The sequence below is a fragment of the Rouxiella silvae genome (assembly GCF_002093625.1).
GTDB classification, from domain to species: Bacteria; Pseudomonadota; Gammaproteobacteria; order Enterobacterales; family Enterobacteriaceae; genus Rouxiella; species Rouxiella silvae.
On the sequence record NZ_MRWD01000070.1, the window covers coordinates 11,125 to 26,233 of the forward strand.

A 15,109-nucleotide genomic window follows, 5' to 3' on the forward strand; every position below is an offset into this window, starting at 1 on the left:
GTAGCAGATGGCTAAGCAACCGGGATTAGATTTTCAAAGTGCTAAAGGTGGACTTGGCGAGCTGAAGCGCAGACTTTTGTTTGTTATCGGTGCGCTGATTGTTTTCCGTATCGGCTCTTTTATTCCGATCCCTGGTATTGATGCCACTGTACTTGCTAAATTGCTCGAGCAGCAAAGAGGCACCATCATTGAGATGTTTAACATGTTCTCTGGTGGTGCCCTTAGCCGTGCTTCGATCTTTGCTCTGGGGATCATGCCGTATATTTCGGCATCGATCATTATCCAGCTGTTAACGGTGGTTCATCCAGCGCTGGCAGAAATAAAGAAAGAAGGGGAGGCTGGCCGTCGTAAGATTAGTCAGTATACCCGCTACGGTACGCTGGTATTGGCCGTATTCCAGTCAATCGGTATTGCTACCGGTTTACCGAATATGCCTGGTATGCAAGGTCTGGTGTTAAATCCAGGCCTTTCATTCTACTTTACTGCAGTTGTGAGCTTGGTTACCGGGACAATGTTCCTGATGTGGCTGGGTGAACAGATTACTGAACGTGGTATCGGTAACGGTATTTCGATTATAATCTTTGCGGGTATCGTAGCGGGTCTCCCGCCGGCTGTTGGTCATACTATCGAACAAGCTAGACAAGGCGACCTGCACTTCCTCCTGTTGCTGTTGGTTGCAGTATTAGTGTTTGCAGTGACGTTCTTTGTTGTGTTTATGGAACGTGGTCAACGTCGTATCGTCGTTAACTATGCCAAACGTCAACAAGGTCGTCGTGTTTATGCAGCACAGAGCACACACTTACCGTTGAAAGTGAATATGGCCGGTGTAATACCTGCTATCTTTGCTTCCAGCATCATTCTGTTCCCGGCCACGATTGCATCTTGGTTCGGTGGCGGAACTGGTTGGAACTGGCTGACAACAATTTCGCTGTATTTGCAGCCTGGGCAACCGCTTTATGTGTTACTCTATGCTACTGCAATCATCTTCTTCTGTTTCTTTTATACTGCGTTGGTTTTCAACCCACGTGAGACAGCAGATAACCTGAAGAAGTCCGGTGCATTTGTACCAGGAATTCGTCCGGGAGAGCAAACGGCGAAGTATATTGATAAAGTAATGACCCGCCTGACTCTGGTCGGCGCGATGTATATTACTTTCATCTGCCTTATCCCGGAGTTCATGCGTGACGCAATGAAAGTTCCTTTCTACTTTGGTGGCACATCGCTACTCATCGTAGTTGTGGTCATCATGGACTTTATGGCTCAAGTGCAAACTCTAATGATGTCAAGTCAGTATGAGTCTGCGCTGAAGAAAGCAAACCTGAAAGGCTATAATCGCTAATCTGGTGTGTTTGCGAAGTAACGGAGAGTAAAAATGAAAGTTCGTGCTTCCGTCAAGAAATTATGTCGTAACTGCAAAATTGTTAAGCGTAACGGTGTCGTTCGCGTAATCTGCAGCGCCGAGCCGAAGCATAAACAGCGTCAAGGCTGATTATCTCGCATATTTTTCTTGCAAAGTTGGGTTGAGCTGGCTAGATTAGCCAGCCAATCTTTTGTATGTAAGCTGCATCACTATTTGAGTATCCTGAAAACGGGCTTTTCAGAATGGTGTTGCCGTATATAAATAGTAGGAGTGCATAGTGGCCCGTATAGCAGGCATTAACATTCCTGATCAGAAACATACCGTGATCGCTTTAACTTCGATCTACGGTATCGGTAAGACCCGCTCACAGGCTATCTGTGCTGCGTCTGGTATTGCTGAAAATGTTAAGATCAGAGAGCTGTCTGAAGAGCAAATCGAATTGCTGCGTGACGAAGTCGCCAAGTTCATTGTTGAAGGTGATCTGCGTCGTGAAGTCACCCTGAGCATCAAGCGTCTTATGGACCTTGGAACTTATCGTGGTTTGCGTCATCGTCGTGGTCTTCCAGTACGCGGTCAGCGTACCAAGACTAACGCACGTACCCGTAAGGGTCCGCGCAAACCGATCAAGAAATAATCGGGGTGATAGAATAAATGGCAAAGGCACCTGTTCGTACACGTAAGCGTGTAAGAAAACAAGTCTCTGACGGCGTGGCTCATATCCATGCGTCTTTCAACAACACCATTGTGACTATTACCGATCGTCAGGGTAATGCTTTGGGTTGGGCAACAGCTGGTGGTTCCGGTTTCCGTGGTTCTCGTAAATCCACTCCGTTCGCAGCTCAGGTTGCAGCAGAGCGCTGTGCAGATGCAGTGAAAGAGTACGGTATCAAGAATCTGGAAGTTATGGTTAAAGGACCTGGTCCTGGTCGTGAGTCTACTATCCGCGCGTTAAACGCGGCTGGTTTCCGCATCACTAATATTACTGATGTGACTCCTATCCCTCATAACGGTTGTCGTCCGCCGAAAAAGCGTCGCGTATAACGCTGCTTTTAGGATTGTTGGAGAGAGAAAATGGCAAGATATTTGGGTCCTAAGCTCAAGCTTAGCCGTCGTGAGGGCACAGATTTATTCCTTAAATCTGGCGTTCGCGCGATCGATACCAAGTGTAAGATTGATCAAGCTCCTGGTCAGCACGGTGCGCGTAAACCGCGTCTGTCTGACTATGGCGTGCAGTTACGTGAAAAGCAAAAAGTTCGCCGTACTTACGGTGTTCTGGAGCGCCAGTTCCGTAACTACTACCAAGAAGCAGCCCGCCTGAAGGGCAACACCGGTGAAAACCTGTTGCAACTTCTGGAAGGTCGTCTGGATAACGTTGTTTACCGTATGGGCTTCGGCGCTACGCGTGCAGAGTCACGTCAGCTGGTTAGCCACAAAGCTGTTATGGTAAACGGTCGCGTTGTCAACATCGCTTCTTATCAGGTATCTCCGAATGACGTTGTCAGCATCCGTGAGAAAGCTAAAAAGCAATCTCGCGTGAAGGCCGCTTTGGAGTTGGCTGAACAGCGTGAAAAGCCGACTTGGCTTGAAGTTGATGCTGCTAAGATGGAAGGTCAGTTCAAACGTATTCCTGAACGTACCGATCTGTCAGCTGACATTAACGAACACCTGATCGTCGAGCTTTACTCTAAGTAAAGCTTAGTACCAAAGAGAGGACACAATGCAGGGTTCTGTGACAGAGTTTCTAAAACCGCGCCTGGTAGATATCGAGCAAGTCAGTTCGACGCACGCCAAGGTGACCCTTGAGCCTTTAGAACGTGGCTTTGGCCATACTTTAGGCAACGCACTGCGCCGTATTCTGCTTTCATCCATGCCGGGTTGCGCGGTGACCGAGGTTGAGATTGATGGTGTACTGCATGAGTACAGCACCAAAGAAGGCGTACAGGAAGATATCCTGGAAATCCTGCTCAACCTGAAAGGGCTGGCGGTGAGAGTTCAAGGGAAAGATGAAGTTATTCTTACCCTGAATAAGTCTGGCATTGGCCCTGTGACTGCAGCCGATATCACCCATGATGGTGATGTCGAAATCGTCAAGCCGCAACACGTTATCTGCCACCTGACCGATGAAAACGCTGCTATCAGCATGCGTATCAAAGTTCAGCGCGGACGGGGTTATGTGCCGGCGTCTGCCCGAATTCATTCGGAAGAAGATGAGCGCCCAATTGGTCGTCTGTTAGTAGATGCATGCTACAGCCCTGTAGAGCGAATTGCCTACAATGTTGAAGCAGCGCGTGTAGAACAGCGTACTGATTTGGACAAGCTGGTTATCGAAATGGAAACCAACGGTACGATCGATCCTGAAGAGGCGATCCGTCGTGCGGCAACCATTCTTGCTGAACAACTTGAAGCTTTTGTTGATTTACGTGATGTACGTCAACCAGAAGTCAAAGAAGAGAAGCCGGAGTTCGATCCAATCCTGCTGCGCCCTGTTGACGATCTGGAATTGACTGTCCGCTCTGCTAACTGCCTCAAAGCAGAAGCAATCCACTACATCGGTGATCTGGTACAGCGTACCGAAGTTGAGCTTCTTAAGACGCCTAACTTAGGTAAAAAATCTCTTACTGAGATTAAAGACGTACTTGCTTCCCGTGGTTTGTCTCTGGGCATGCGCCTGGAAAACTGGCCACCGGCAAGTATTGCTGACGAGTAACCGGATCACAGGTTAAGGTTTTACTGAGAAGGATAAGGTCATGCGCCATCGTAAGAGTGGTCGTCAACTGAACCGTAACAGCAGCCACCGTACGGCTATGTTCCGTAACATGGCCGGCTCTTTGGTTCGTCATGAAATAATCAAGACGACCCTGCCGAAAGCGAAAGAGCTGCGTCGCGTTGTTGAGCCGCTGATTACTCTTGCCAAGACCGACAACGTTGCAAATCGTCGTCTGGCATTCGCCCGTACTCGTGATAACGAGATCGTGGCAAAACTGTTTAATGAACTGGGCCCGCGTTTCGCGAGCCGTGCCGGTGGTTACACTCGTATTCTGAAGTGTGGTTTCCGTGCAGGCGACAATGCGCCGATGGCATACATCGAGCTCGTTGATCGTGCAGAATCAAGCGCAGAAGTAGCAACTGCTGAATAATCTGTAGATGCATGAAAAGACCGGGCCTTAGTGCCCGGTTTTTTTACGCCTAAATTTTGCTTGGCCTTTGTTTTTATTAAGTATCAAGTTTGTGCTGCCGCTCCTCCTTCCCCTACGCTTTTGCACTTGACCGCGCTATGCTAGTTATTCGCATCCACATTAGGATGCTGTAATATTTATCATCGGTTGCTAAGAAAGGTTCGCCAACTCGGGCCTGTTAATGGAGGTTTGCGTGTATAAGATAGGTGAACTGGCAAAACTTGCTGACGTAATACCGGACACGGTTCGCTACTATGAAAAACAGGGCATGATGTCTCTGGGTGAGCGAAGCGAAGCGGGATATCGTCTTTATACTGATAACGATCTGCAACGGCTGCGGTTTATTCGTTATGCGAAAACGATAGGCTTTACTTTAGAGACAATTAAAGAGTTGTTGTCGATCCGTATCGATCCCGCACATCATACTTGCCTTGAGTCGAAATCGATTGTCGATAGCCGTCTGGCGGAAGTTGAGCATAAATTAAGTGAGCTGATCCGCATGCGCGATTCACTACAGCGTTTAAGTTCGGCTTGCTGTGGCGGTGAACACTCGAGCAGCAGTTGCTCGATCCTCGAAGCGCTGGAAACTGGGGCGAGTGGCGATATTGCAAAGAGTGAAAATAGAGCATAGATTTATCAGCGCAGCAATAAAGCTGCATTTTGTTAATTTGACGAGGTTTGTATGAGTCAATATCAGCACAAGAAAGGTATTATCCAAGACAATGCCATCCAAGCACTGTTGCATGATCCTTTATTTAGGCAACGGGTTGAAAAAAATCTTAAAGGGAAAGGCAGCTATCGCCGTAAGGACAAAAAAGGCAAAGGAGTAAATTGGGAGGGCAGTGTTAACCTTTTTACATTCTTCACGGTATAAAACGGTTAACACTGCTCTTCTGATCCGTTAGCAATAAAAAAGCCATCGTTTACCGATGGCTTTTTTGTTAATAAAATTTTGCTTAGAGTCGTGGTGTTTGCTGTTCTTTTAGCAAATCGCGGATTTCAGCCAGCAGGGTTTCTTCCGCCGTCGGTTTTGACGGAGCGGGAGCTGCTTCTTCTTTCTTACGCATTTTATTCATCAAGGTGATAGCACAGAAGATAGCTAACGCCACAATAAGGAAGTCGAAGATGTTCTGGATAAATACGCCGTAGTGCATAACAACGGCTGGGGCCGCGCCTTGAGCTTCGCGTAATACCCAGGCGAAAGATTTAAAATCAACACCCCCAATAAGCAGGCCCAGCGGAGGCATAATGATGTCGGCAACCAAAGATGAAACAATTTTGCCGAACGCTGCACCGATGATTACACCGACCGCAAGGTCGACAACGTTGCCGCGCATGGCAAATTCACGAAACTCTTTCAAAAAACTCATAAAATGACTCCTTGGAAAATCCACAAATTATGTCAATCAAAGTAAAGACCATTTGTAGCATATGCGCTACCAAAGTTGACAGTATTTGGTTAATTAGCTGATAAATTTCGCTTCTTACAGCACGACTAGAGGAAGAATGGGCTCGGTTGGAACAATCTTTCGACGTCGCGAACGAATTTTTTATCAGTGATAAACATTACAACGTGGTCACCTTGTTGAATACGGGTACTGCCGTTGGCAATAATTACCTCATTACCGCGCACAATTGCACCAATGGTGGTACCCGGTGGCAGTTTTATCTGCTCTACCGTGCGGCCAACAACTTTAGAGGTGCTTTCGTCACCGTGGGCAATGGCCTCAATGGCTTCAGCAACGCCCCGGCGCAGGGAGGAAACGCTAACAATATCCGCTTTACGCACGTGACCGAGCAGTGCAGAAATGGTTGCCTGCTGCGGAGAAATCGCGATATCAATAACACTGCCCTGAACCAGGTCAACGTAGGCACTGCGCTGAATAAGCACCATTGCCTTTTTGGCGCCCATGCGTTTTGCCAGCATCGCCGACATGATATTTGCCTCATCATCATTGGTGATGGCAATAAACACGTCGACCTGTTCAATATGCTCCTCTGCCAGCAGCTCTTGATCGGAAGCATCGCCATAAAACACAATGGTATCTTGCAGCAGCTCGGCCAGCTCGGCAGCTCGCTGCTGATCGCGTTCGATCAGTTTTACACTGTAGTGTTTCTCAAGACGCAGAGCCAAACCCGCACCGACGTTGCCACCGCCGACGATCATGATGCGCTTGTAAGGTTTTTCCAGACGTTGAAGTTCGCTCATTACCGCGCGGATATGTTGCGATGCGGCAACAAAGAAAACTTCGTCACCCGCCTCGATAATGGTTGAACCTTGTGGCCGAATCGGCCTGTCTTGACGAAATATTGCCGCGACTCGGGTGTCGATGTGCGGCATGTGCTCGCGCATCGCCGACAGCGCGCTTCCCACTAATGGGCCGCCGTAATAGGCTTTCACTGCCGCAATGCTGACCTTGCCTTCCGCAAAGTTGACGACCTGCAGTGCGCCCGGATATTCAATAAGCTTGTAGATATAGTCGATGACCAACTGTTCTGGCGAGATCAGGTGGTCAATAGGCACAGCTTCCGGCTGGAAAAGCTTTTCAGACTCGCGGATGTATTCGGGAGAGCGTATCCGCGCAATACGATTAGGCGTATTAAACAGCGAGTAGGCTATTTGGCATGCCACCATATTGGTTTCGTCAGAGTTGGTTACGGCAATCAGCATATCGGCATCTTCAGCTCCGGCCTCGCGTAAAACGCGCGGATGAGAGCCGTGTCCCTGAACGACGCGCAGATCAAACTTGTCCTGCAATTGGCGCAGACGTGTGGTGTTGGTATCAACAATAGTTATATCGTTGTTTTCTCCCACCAAATTTTCAGCCAGCGTACCGCCCACCTGGCCAGCACCGAGAATTATTATTTTCATAGCACTCTCTGTATTGCCTTATTTGTCGTCAAGAACCGTCGACTTTGAGAATCGCGGTTAGCCTTTAATTAGCTTAGCGTAATAGAAACCATCACCGCTTTCGGCATCAGGAAGATTTTGCTGACCTGGCTTAGCGACATCACCCGTCTCAACCAGCGTAGCGTCGGGGTGCAGTTTCAGGAAAGCGGAAATTTGCTGGCTATTTTCCTCAGGCAAAATAGAGCAGGTGGCATAAACCAGCACGCCCTGAGGTTTCAGGCTGGGCCAAATAGCTTCAAGAATTTCGGCCTGCAAGTGCGCCAGCTCTTCAATGTCGCTGTCTCGACGTAGCCACTTGATATCAGGATGACGACGTATAACGCCGGTTGCCGAGCAAGGGGCATCGAGCAGAATTTTGTCGAACATTTTCTCATGAGCCCACACCTGAGGCTCACGGCCGTCTCCCTGTTTCACTTCGGCGTGTAAGCCGAGACGCCGCAGATTCTCATGAACACGCAACAGTCTCTGCTCATCGACGTCTACGGCTAACACGTGTGCTTTAGGCGCGGCCTCGAGAATGTGGGTAGTTTTGCCACCTGGCGCACAGCATAAATCCAAGATAGTCTCACCGTTCTGCGGATCAAGCAGACTGACACTCCCCTGTGCCGAGGCATCTTGCACCGTTACCCAACCCTGGTCGAAACCGGGTAGTGCAGTCACGCCGCACGGCGTAGCCAAACGCAGGGCATCAGCATATTGTGGATGTGGGAAAGCTTCGATTTCAGCCTCCGCGAGCAGTGCCAGATAGGCATCGCGGGTGTGATGTTGACGGTTTACACGCAACCACATCGGTGGACGCTGATTGTTGGCATCAACAATATGCTGCCACTGCTCCGGGTAGGCGTTTTTAATTCGTTTCAATAGCCAACTGGGGTGCAGGTAGCGGCTGTCGTTATTCTGCATCCGTTGGAGCAGATCAACCTGCTGACGCTGGAACTGGCGAAGTACGCCATTGATCAACCCTTTCAACTGTGGACGCTTCAACGCCACGGCACCTTCGACAGTTTCAGCTAAAATAGCGTGTGCAGGGATGCGGGTATGCAGCATCTGATAGAGGCCAACCATCAGCAGGTAGTGCAGCGTGCGCTGTTTTCCGGTTAACGGCTTGGCCATCAGCTGCTGTAAACACCACTCCAGCTCAGGCAAAACGCGTAATGTGCCAAAACACAGTTCTTGCAGCAGCGACTTATCTTTGTCGGCAATACTTTTCTGCAAGCCTGGCAGGACGGCTGAGAGCGACTGGCCCTGATCCAGAACCTGGCTAATGGCTTTTGCAGCAATGCTGCGGAGGTTATATGTGTTTTTCATAGTCAAAAAAGCCGACCTCAGTCAGCATACCCACGTCGTAGGTGTAAAAGGGAGAGGGCAGAACCCGGTATCCTGATTATAACGATGATACCGGGTGGCGTAGTTAGTCTAGCACCGTGCCGGGTGTGAACCATTCACTGCGTGAATTCAGCAGATCCTGAGCAGACATCGGTTTTTTGCCCGCCGGCTGAAGCTGGGTGATATTAATCACTCCGTGCGCCGTGGCAACTTGAATGCCTTTTTTATCTGCCGCGAGTATTTTGCCTGGCTGAGCTGCGCTTTTCTCAAGGTCGATGACCTGAGCCTGCCAAACTTTTATCGGTTGTTCATCGATAACGAAATAGCTTACCGGCCACGGATTGAACGCGCGAATACAGCGCTCAAGCTGTTCGGCACTGAGAGACCAGTCGAGACGCGCCTCTTCTTTGCTCAGCTTTTCCGCATAGGTCACCCGCGATTCATCTTGAACCTCAGGCGTTGCCGTGCCTTGCTCTAGCTGTTGCAGAGTATGCAGCATGCCCTGCGGTCCGAGGTTGGCCAGTTTGTCATACAGTGACGCGCTGGTATCCTGCGGCTCAATGGCGCAGGAGATTTTATGCAGCATGTCGCCAGTATCAAGGCCAACGTCCATTTGCATAATTGTCACACCGGTCTCAGCATCACCTGCCCACAGGGAACGCTGAATTGGCGCCGCGCCGCGCCAGCGAGGCAGTAAGGAGCCGTGCACGTTTATACAGCCTAGTTTAGGCATCGCCAAAACCGCTTTCGGCAGGATTAAACCGTATGCCACCACCACCATTACGTCGGCCTGCAAGTCTGCCACTAACTGCTGGCTCTCTTCAGGACGTAGGGATTTTGGTTGAAAAACGGGAGTTCCGTGCTGCAACGCCAGCGTTTTGACCGGGCTTGGCGTCAGTTTGTTTCCGCGTCCAGCAGGACGATCGGGTTGGGTGAAAACGCCAACAATCTGATGCTCAGACGTTAAAAGCGCGTCAAGATGACGCGCTGCAAAATCAGGGGTACCGGCGAATATTATCCGCAAAGCTCATTTCCTGTAATAAAGGCTTTAAAACGCCTGGGAAAATTGGCTTATTAAAAAATAGCCTGTGGTGACATTTCGCAACGCGCGAGAATTAACCTCGAGCGTTGAGTTTTGCCAGTTTTTCCATTTTTTGACGAATGCGCTGGCGCTTCAGAGGCGATAAGTAATCAACGAAGAGTTTGCCCACCAGGTGGTCCATCTCATGCTGAATACAAATAGCCAGCAGTTCATCGGCTTCAAGTTCGAAGCTTTTACCGTTTCTATCGAGCGCACGGATCTTCACGTTGGCTGCACGAGGCACCAAACCGCGCTGGTCAGGAATAGACAGGCAGCCTTCTTCAATACCCGTTTCGCCGCTTTTTTCGAGCAGCTCAGGGTTAATCAGCACCAGCTGTTGGCTTTTATCGTCGGTGACATCAATAACGATGATGCGCTGGTGGATATTAACCTGCGTCGCGGCCAGTCCTATACCTTCTTCGGCATACATGGTTTCGAACATATCATCCACGATCTGCTGAATTTCGGCGTTAACTTCTTTGACTGGTTTAGCAACAATGCGAAGCCTGTCGTCTGGGAAATGCAATATTTGTAATACGGACATAAATCTCTGGATCTTTATTCAAGGGATTGACGATATATAATCTCTATTCTAGACATTTCCGGCTCTGATTGACAGCATCGTCTATCAATTGAGCACAGCGCCAGGACGGCGTTTAAACAGGAAATAGAAACCATGACGCAACAGGAAGTGTGGCTCAGGTTATCTGAGGTAAAAGGTCTCAGGGCAGCACGGCTTTGTCAGTGGGTCGATTCACTCGATGATGCCACACCGATTACTTCTGCTTTGCTTCGTGCTCATGGTTTTACGGAGGAGCAGCGCAGCGCGTTTTTTCACCCACATTCGCTAAATATTGAAGCTTCTCTCGCATGGCTGGAGGAGGATAATCATCACCTTATTTCGCTCAACAGTCCCCAGTACCCACCACTGCTGAAAAAAATTGCCTCACCGCCGCGGCTGCTTTATGTGCAAGGCCCGCCTGAACTGCTGCTTTCACCGCAGATGGCGATGGTGGGAAGCCGCGACTGTAGCCACTATGGTGAACATTGGGCGCAGTATTTTGCTGCCGGTCTGGTTAACAGCGGCTTTACGATTACGAGCGGCTTGGCCATGGGCATTGACGGTATTTGCCATCGTGCAGCCCTTGACGCTCAGGGCAAAACCATCGCGGTGTTGGGCAGCGGCCTGCGGTATATTCACCCACAAATTCATAAATCCTTAGCGAAGCGCATTCTTGATAATGGCGGTGCGCTCGTTTCCGAGTTTCCGCTTAAAGCGCCGCCGTTGCCGCATAATTTTCCGCGACGCAACCGTATTATCAGTGGAATGAGCGTGGGAGTCTTGATTGTTGAGGCCTCACTGCGTAGTGGGTCTCTGATTACCGCCCGCTGTGCGCTTGAGCAGGGACGAGAGGTTTTTGCGCTCCCAGGCTCGGTGCATAATCCCAACAGTGAAGGCACTCACTGGCTAATCAAGCAGGGTGCTTATCTGGTCACGGACCCGATGGATATCGCCGAACATATTGGTAGTGGACTGACCTGGCTTTCTGCTGAAAATGACGCATTTTCTGATGATTCGACCCTGCTGAGCGAAAAAATTGCTGAAGAAGTGAATATTTGTGCGGAAGTTACCGAACTTGAATTGCCATTTGTCGATGTGTTGGCTAACGTAGGATATGAGGTGACACCTGTTGACGTCGTCGCTGAACGTGCCGGCCAACCTGTGCCAGAGGTAGCAGTTAAGTTGCTCGAACTGGAGTTAGCAGGATGGATCGCAGCTGTATCCGGCGGCTATGTCCGAATTAGGAGGGCAGGCCATGTTCGACGTACTAATGTACTTATTTGAAACTTACATTCATAACGAAGCGGAGATGAGTGTCGACCAAGATAGGTTAACAGATGATTTAACCGAAGCCGGATTTCACCGTACCGATATCCACAACGCGTTAAATTGGCTAGAAAAACTTGCAGACTTGCAAGAGGGTGGCACGCCATCGCATTTGCTGGATGCGGACCCCTTTGCTCTGAGAGTTTATACCGACGAAGAGATGAGTCGCTTAGACGTTAGCTGCCGGGGATTCCTGCTATTTCTGGAACAGATTAAAGTGTTGAATGTCGATACCCGAGAAATGGTTGTCGATCGTGTTATGGCGCTGGATACGGACGAGTTCGATCTTGAAGACCTCAAGTGGGTTGTATTGATGGTTCTCTTTAATATTCCAGGCTATGAAAGTGCATATCAGCAAATGGAAGAGCTGTTATTTGACGTTAATGAAGGTTATCTGCATTAAAGCTATGGGCGTTCGTTACAGTGGTTAACATGACGCGGGTAGTTTGTAGGTAACGGGTAAAATACAGAGCATGACAAAAGCAACGCTTTTTGCTGGGAAGCAAAATGAAATCTGTCCGGAATGTGGGGCCGATTTGGTGATCCGCAGTGGTCGCCACGGCCCTTTTCTCGGCTGTTCCAACTATCCTGAATGTCAGCACATCCGCCCGTTAAAAACTCTGGCCGATGGCCACATTGTTAAAATACTCGACGGACAGCAATGCCCTAAATGTCAGTCCACCCTGGTTTTACGTCAGGGTCGCTTTGGCATGTTTATCGGCTGTTCTGATTATCCGGCCTGTGACCATATTGAAGTTATCGACAAACCGGAAGAAACGTCGCTGTCATGCCCGCAGTGCGGTCAGGGGCATTTGCTACAGCGCAAATCCAGATTCGGCAAAGTATTTCACGCTTGCGACAGATATCCCGACTGCCAGTTTGCCATTAACAATAAGCCGGTTGCGGGCAGCTGCGAGGCTTGCCACTATCCGTTATTAATGGAAAAGAAAACGGCGCAGGGGATCAAAATTTTTTGTGCCAGTAAGTTATGCGGTAAAGCCGTAATTAAAGCAGATTAAAAATATGAGCCAACAATCCGAATTCAACCTGCCTGCCATATTGCAGGCATTAAAACACCAGCAGGTCGTGGCGTATCCTACCGAGGCCGTTTTTGGACTGGGATGCGACCCCGACAGTGAACAGGCCGTTGAGGCACTTTTGGCTCTTAAGCAGCGACCGCGCGACAAGGGGCTGATCCTCATCGCCGACAGTTATGAGCAACTGCTTCCTTATATAGACGAGTCAACGCTCAGCGCCGAGCGTCTCCAGCAAATTTTTGCCAGCTGGCCGGGCCCGGTAACTTGGGTTATGCCGGCAAAGGCGTCCACACCGCAGTGGTTAACGGGGCGTTTTACCTCCCTTGCTGTCCGGGTGAGTGACCATCCTTTAGTAAAAGATCTTTGCCGCCAGTACGGCAAGCCTCTGGTTTCAACCAGTGCTAATCTAAGTGGTCAGCCACCTTGTCGTACGGCTGCTGAAGTAAAACTGCAATTTGGGCCACACTTCCCGGTGCTGGAAGGCGAGGTCGGTGGGCGTCAAAACCCGTCAGAAATTAAAGATGCCACTACCGGCGAACTCATACGCCAAGGTTAAGGAAAGTCAGTCATGTCCTCTTTTGCTGTATTCGGTAATCCAATCAGTCATAGCAAATCACCGCGTATTCACGCCCTTTTTGCTGAGCAAACCGGGATTGCACATCTATACGGCACCGTTTTGGCCCCGCATGATGAATTTGAAGAGACGTTGCACGATTTTTTTGCCAATGGAGCGAAAGGCGCAAATATTACCGTTCCTTTTAAGGAGCGAGCATTTGCCGAGTCAGACGAGCTGTCGGACCGCGCTTCGCTGAGCGGTGCCGTTAATACGTTGAAGCTATTAGAGGATGGCCGTCTACTGGGCGACAATACCGACGGCATTGGTATGCTAAGCGATCTGCAGCGGTTGAATATGATCAAGCCTGGCAATCGCGTTTTGCTGGTGGGTGCAGGCGGTGCGGCGCGAGGTGTTATTCTGCCTTTACTGGATTTCGGCTGCGCCGTGGTCGTCACTAACCGTACTTTTGAGCGGGCACAGCATCTGCAGAATATTTTCGAAGCCAAGGGCGACATTACCGCCATTGCGCTGGCTGACCTTGAAGGGCAGCCGTTTGATTTGCTCATCAACGCCACGGCTTCAGGAATCAAAGGTGAAGTACCCGCGATACCTTCTTCGGTGATAACGCCGCAGACCCGTATCTACGATATGTTCTATCAGGCGGGCGAAACACCTTTTATTGTCTGGGCAAAACAACACGGGGCAGATCATACTGCCGATGGCCTGGGTATGCTGGTGGGGCAGGCCGCGCATGCCTTCTACCTTTGGCACGGCGTGATGCCTGATATTGAGCCGGTGCTAGAGCAGTTGAAACGAGATCTTGCTGGTTAACCTGAATAAGGGGATCCATATTCAGATCCCCGCTGCATTGAATAGAGTCAGTAAAGAAGAGAACTAAGAATGCAGGCGGTTACCTGTCTTCTCCCGACAAGTATTCATCCTTCCATTTCACATAGTTATTGGATGAATAGGTCAAACCGGCGATTTCCGCTGCCGTGAGTTCTCGGACCTGTTTGACTGGGCTGCCTAAATAGAGATAGCCGCTCTCTAGCCTTTTGCCCGGTGGCACCAAACTGCCGGCACCAATCATCACGTCATCTTCAATTATTGCACCATCAAGCACTATTGACCCCATTCCGACCAGCACACGGTTTCCTACCGTACAGCCGTGCAGCATGGCTTTATGCCCCACTGTTACGTCTTCGCCAATAATCAGGGGGAAGCCTTCAGGATTATGTGCAGACTGATGGGTAACGTGCAAAACGCTGCCGTCTTGGATATTGCTGCGACAGCCAATGACCACATTGTTGACGTCACCGCGAATGGCAACCAAGGGCCAGATGCTAACGTCGTCCGCCAAATCTACATCGCCAATCACTACGCTAGTGGGATCAACCATCACGCGTTCGCCCAGTTTGGGACGGGTTCCTTTATAGGAACGTAAAAACTCAGACATATATTCCTCGCTTATGAGACTGACTGCCCTTGGCAATATAGTCTCTGGATCTATTAATACAAAGTCATGCCGGCCAGGATCGTCGATAAAAGCAACCGATCGTGCAAGAACTCCACGAAAGGAGTAAAAAACAGGCGGTTGAATTTAAAAGATCAAAAAACACTTGTGGAATAAATCGGGATCCCTATAATGCCGCTCCAACGACAGGGAACAACGCAGCAGCAACGCGGTGTGAACGAGTCAGGAAGAATTAAAAATGATGTTGATTGATAAAATAATCGGTTGACATTAAATGAGGAAAGCGTAGTATACGCCACC

The 15,109-nt window shown here is 49.6% G+C and carries 20 protein-coding genes; 14 read left to right on the forward strand and 6 right to left on the reverse strand.

The window, feature by feature from the left end:
• The first annotated feature begins 7 nt into the window (after positions 1-7).
• The 9 genes from secY to BS639_RS21650 all read left to right on the forward strand — a co-directional run bounded on the left by secY (position 8) and on the right by BS639_RS21650 (position 5,410).
• Complete coding sequence (gene secY, locus BS639_RS21610; RefSeq protein ID WP_055774042.1) at positions 8-1,339, forward strand: preprotein translocase subunit SecY; 1,332 nt, start codon at positions 8-10, stop codon at positions 1,337-1,339.
• A 33-nt stretch (positions 1,340-1,372) separates the two neighbouring features.
• Positions 1,373-1,489, forward strand: a complete 117-nt coding sequence (rpmJ, locus tag BS639_RS21615) for a 50S ribosomal protein L36 (RefSeq protein ID WP_002227352.1) — start codon at positions 1,373-1,375, stop codon at positions 1,487-1,489.
• Positions 1,490-1,637: 148 nt separating this feature from the next.
• Positions 1,638-1,994, forward strand: coding sequence for a 30S ribosomal protein S13 (rpsM, locus tag BS639_RS21620; RefSeq protein WP_009639196.1), 357 nt, complete (start codon positions 1,638-1,640; stop codon positions 1,992-1,994).
• A 17-nt stretch (positions 1,995-2,011) separates the two neighbouring features.
• Positions 2,012-2,401, forward strand: coding sequence for a 30S ribosomal protein S11 (gene rpsK, locus BS639_RS21625; RefSeq protein ID WP_004929731.1), 390 nt, complete (start codon positions 2,012-2,014; stop codon positions 2,399-2,401).
• Positions 2,402-2,431: 30 nt separating this feature from the next.
• Positions 2,432-3,052, forward strand: a complete 621-nt coding sequence (gene rpsD, locus BS639_RS21630) for a 30S ribosomal protein S4 (RefSeq protein WP_055774040.1) — start codon at positions 2,432-2,434, stop codon at positions 3,050-3,052.
• A gap of 25 nt (positions 3,053-3,077) precedes the next feature.
• Positions 3,078-4,067, forward strand: a complete 990-nt coding sequence (locus BS639_RS21635; protein WP_002919219.1) for a DNA-directed RNA polymerase subunit alpha — start codon at positions 3,078-3,080, stop codon at positions 4,065-4,067.
• 40 nt (positions 4,068-4,107) lie between these two features.
• Positions 4,108-4,497 (forward strand): 50S ribosomal protein L17, encoded by a 390-nt coding sequence (gene rplQ, locus BS639_RS21640; RefSeq protein WP_009639198.1) that lies wholly within the window; start codon positions 4,108-4,110, stop codon positions 4,495-4,497.
• A gap of 232 nt (positions 4,498-4,729) precedes the next feature.
• Positions 4,730-5,167: a Zn(2+)-responsive transcriptional regulator gene (gene zntR / locus BS639_RS21645; RefSeq protein ID WP_055774037.1), complete on the forward strand. Its 438-nt coding sequence runs from the start codon at positions 4,730-4,732 to the stop codon at positions 5,165-5,167.
• Positions 5,168-5,218: 51 nt separating this feature from the next.
• Entirely contained in the window at positions 5,219-5,410 is a 192-nt protein-coding gene (locus tag BS639_RS21650) for an alternative ribosome-rescue factor A (RefSeq protein WP_055774035.1), read from the forward strand.
• 82 nt (positions 5,411-5,492) lie between these two features.
• On the opposite strand, the gene mscL is transcribed toward BS639_RS21650, so the two are convergent.
• The 5 genes from mscL to def all read right to left on the reverse strand — a co-directional run bounded on the left by mscL (position 5,493) and on the right by def (position 10,398).
• Entirely contained in the window at positions 5,493-5,906 is a 414-nt protein-coding gene (gene mscL / locus BS639_RS21655) for a large-conductance mechanosensitive channel protein MscL (protein WP_055774033.1), read from the reverse strand.
• Between the two features lie 125 nt (positions 5,907-6,031).
• Positions 6,032-7,408 (reverse strand): Trk system potassium transporter TrkA, encoded by a 1,377-nt coding sequence (trkA, locus tag BS639_RS21660; RefSeq protein ID WP_055774031.1) that lies wholly within the window; start codon positions 7,406-7,408, stop codon positions 6,032-6,034.
• A gap of 57 nt (positions 7,409-7,465) precedes the next feature.
• Entirely contained in the window at positions 7,466-8,755 is a 1,290-nt protein-coding gene (gene rsmB / locus BS639_RS21665) for a 16S rRNA (cytosine(967)-C(5))-methyltransferase RsmB (RefSeq protein ID WP_084984293.1), read from the reverse strand.
• A 103-nt stretch (positions 8,756-8,858) separates the two neighbouring features.
• Entirely contained in the window at positions 8,859-9,797 is a 939-nt protein-coding gene (fmt, locus tag BS639_RS21670) for a methionyl-tRNA formyltransferase (RefSeq protein ID WP_055774027.1), read from the reverse strand.
• 91 nt (positions 9,798-9,888) lie between these two features.
• On the reverse strand, positions 9,889-10,398 hold the full coding sequence (def, locus tag BS639_RS21675; protein ID WP_055774025.1) for a peptide deformylase: 510 nt from the start codon (positions 10,396-10,398) through the stop codon (positions 9,889-9,891).
• Positions 10,399-10,530: 132 nt separating this feature from the next.
• Here def and dprA point away from each other — a divergent pair, with 132 nt between their 5' ends.
• The 5 genes from dprA to aroE all read left to right on the forward strand — a co-directional run bounded on the left by dprA (position 10,531) and on the right by aroE (position 14,166).
• Entirely contained in the window at positions 10,531-11,700 is a 1,170-nt protein-coding gene (gene dprA / locus BS639_RS21680) for a DNA-protecting protein DprA (protein WP_055774023.1), read from the forward strand.
• Entirely contained in the window at positions 11,672-12,145 is a 474-nt protein-coding gene (locus BS639_RS21685) for a DUF494 family protein (RefSeq protein WP_055774021.1), read from the forward strand. Before dprA ends, BS639_RS21685 begins: the two co-directional genes overlap by 29 nt.
• A gap of 70 nt (positions 12,146-12,215) precedes the next feature.
• A complete protein-coding gene (locus BS639_RS21690; protein WP_055774019.1) occupies positions 12,216-12,761 on the forward strand; it encodes a DNA topoisomerase family protein in 546 nt (181 codons plus the stop codon).
• Positions 12,762-12,765: 4 nt separating this feature from the next.
• Positions 12,766-13,335, forward strand: a complete 570-nt coding sequence (gene tsaC / locus BS639_RS21695; RefSeq protein ID WP_084984294.1) for an L-threonylcarbamoyladenylate synthase type 1 TsaC — start codon at positions 12,766-12,768, stop codon at positions 13,333-13,335.
• A 12-nt stretch (positions 13,336-13,347) separates the two neighbouring features.
• Positions 13,348-14,166 carry a shikimate dehydrogenase gene (gene aroE, locus BS639_RS21700; RefSeq protein ID WP_084984295.1) on the forward strand — a complete coding sequence of 273 codons (819 nt, stop codon included), beginning with the start codon at positions 13,348-13,350 and terminating at the stop codon, positions 14,164-14,166.
• A 79-nt stretch (positions 14,167-14,245) separates the two neighbouring features.
• Here the strand turns inward: aroE and BS639_RS21705 are convergent, their stop codons facing one another.
• Positions 14,246-14,791 carry a gamma carbonic anhydrase family protein gene (locus tag BS639_RS21705; RefSeq protein WP_084984296.1) on the reverse strand — a complete coding sequence of 182 codons (546 nt, stop codon included), beginning with the start codon at positions 14,789-14,791 and terminating at the stop codon, positions 14,246-14,248.
• Between the last annotated feature and the right edge of the window lie 318 nt (positions 14,792-15,109).